At 39.8% G+C, this 2,018-nt stretch carries 1 protein-coding gene; it reads left to right on the top strand.

All coding sequences use genetic code 11. The features are described from left to right. A partial coding sequence (locus tag EGI31_RS14800; protein ID WP_255037953.1) for a beta strand repeat-containing protein occupies window positions 1-2,018 on the top strand: 2,018 nt, incomplete at both ends.

Genomic DNA, 2,018 nt, shown 5'->3' with positions numbered 1-2,018 from the left:
CGGCACTCGCTCTCAGATAGAACATACATTCGTTACAGGAGGCAATTATAGAATCCAACTTAATGAAAAAACTGGTGGGAATAATTGCTCAACAGCAGGAGGAACAAACGTGCCATTGTATGCCACCCTTCTTTTCGCTCCCGTTGTTTCGGCTAATGTCAATTCTATAGTTAGAGCCAATACCTCACCTACAAATGCTTCATCAGTAAATTTTACAGTCACGTTTTCTTCAGCCATTACCGGACTCTCTGCAAGTAATTTTAGTCTAACTACAACTGGAGTAACAGGAGCTTCTGTAGGTTCTGTTTCTGGCTCGGGCACCACTTGGAATGTTTCTGTAAATACTGGTAGCGGAGACGGGACTATAAGACTAAATTTAGTCAATGACACGGGCTTAAGTCCAACCTTAGCCAATGAGCCATTCAATACAGGAGATACCTACAATATTGACAAATCGCCCCCGACAATAAACATAAGTAGCATTATAAATAGCCCTACCAATGTGAGTCCTATTCCATTGACCATCACTGCAAGTGAGAATATTACAGGTTTGGACTTTACTGATTTTAACGTAACAAACGGTTCAATAGCCAATTTTGCAGGAAGTGGGCAGAATTACACTGCAAACTTAATCCCTACAAACAACGGAACAGTGAATGTAACAGTTAACGCAAACTCATTTCTTGATGCGGTAAATAATTCAAATACTGCACCGTCGAGTTTTGTGATTCAATACGACAACGTAGCTCCGGTAGTTTCAGGAATTAATAGAAGTAATCCGAATACTCAAATTACCAATGTTAATACTGTAACATTTAGGGTTGTATTTTCTGAGGCTGTTTCAGGAGTAGATCTAACCGACTTTAGCATCGCAACCACAGGCAATGTCCAAGGAAATTTATCTGGTTTCTCCTCACTAGGTAGTTTATTCTATAATGTAACAGTTAACAATATTTCAGGTGCTGGGACGCTCTCTATTACACTTAAAAACTCTGGAACATCCATTGTCGATAATTCTGGAAACGCCATCACTAGTGGGTTTTCAGCGGGCCAGACTTATATCATAAATAATGAGCCCAGTTTTTCATTGAGTAGCCCACAAAATCAAACCATCTGTCAAAACTCTGGTTTTTATCAATTAAACAATCTACTAACAGTCAGCGATATAGATGTAGGGCAGACCTTGACTTGGAGTATTGTAACTGGTCCTACAAACGGAATTTTGGCAGGATTTAACGCTACATCAAGCTCAAATGGCGGAACTGTGACTCCAAATGGTTTAAGTTATACACCAAATTCTTCATTTGCTGGTATTGAAACCTTCACCATCAGAGTTTCTGATGGCGTAACTTCAAGAGACATGGTTTTTAATATAACAGTAACCACTTTACCAAATATTAGTATTTCTCCAGTTCAGACGTTGTGTGAGGGTCAAAACATTACTTTAACCTCAACTGGAGGAGGAAACTATTCGTGGACTGGGCCAGACGGCTTTGTTTCTACATTACAAAACCCTTCAATAACGGGTGCTACCTCAAACAAGTCTGGTACATATAGTTTAACTGTAACCGCAAATGGATGTACAACTAGTGCTACAACAGCCGTGACAGTAAATGTTTTACCAAACATAACCATAAATTCGAATCAAAACATATGTGAAGGAAATCTTATAAACCTGACTTCCTCCGGAGGCGGTGACTATTCTTGGACTGGACCGAGTGGATTTACATCAACCTCTCAAAATCCAACGATAAACAGTTCTAATGTCTTAAATACTGGAGTTTATAGCCTAACCATTACCACTAATGGCTGTACAGCTAGTGCAACTACGAGTGTAACAGTGAATCCGATTCCAACCTTGACAGCACGTGCCAATCAAACCCTCTGTGAAGGCAACGCTATAAACCTTACTTCAACAGGAAGTGGAGATTTTTCATGGTCAGGACCAAACGGTTTTAGTTCGCTAATTCAAAATCCTACAATAAGTGTGGCATCCCTTAACCAAAGCGGGATTTATA

Origin of the sequence: Lacihabitans soyangensis (assembly GCF_024343775.1) — a bacterium.
GTDB lineage: Bacteria > Bacteroidota > Bacteroidia > Cytophagales > Spirosomataceae > Leadbetterella > Leadbetterella soyangensis.
Note: the sequence above shows the minus strand (reverse complement) of the source record. Positions and strands in the feature narration are given on the sequence as shown.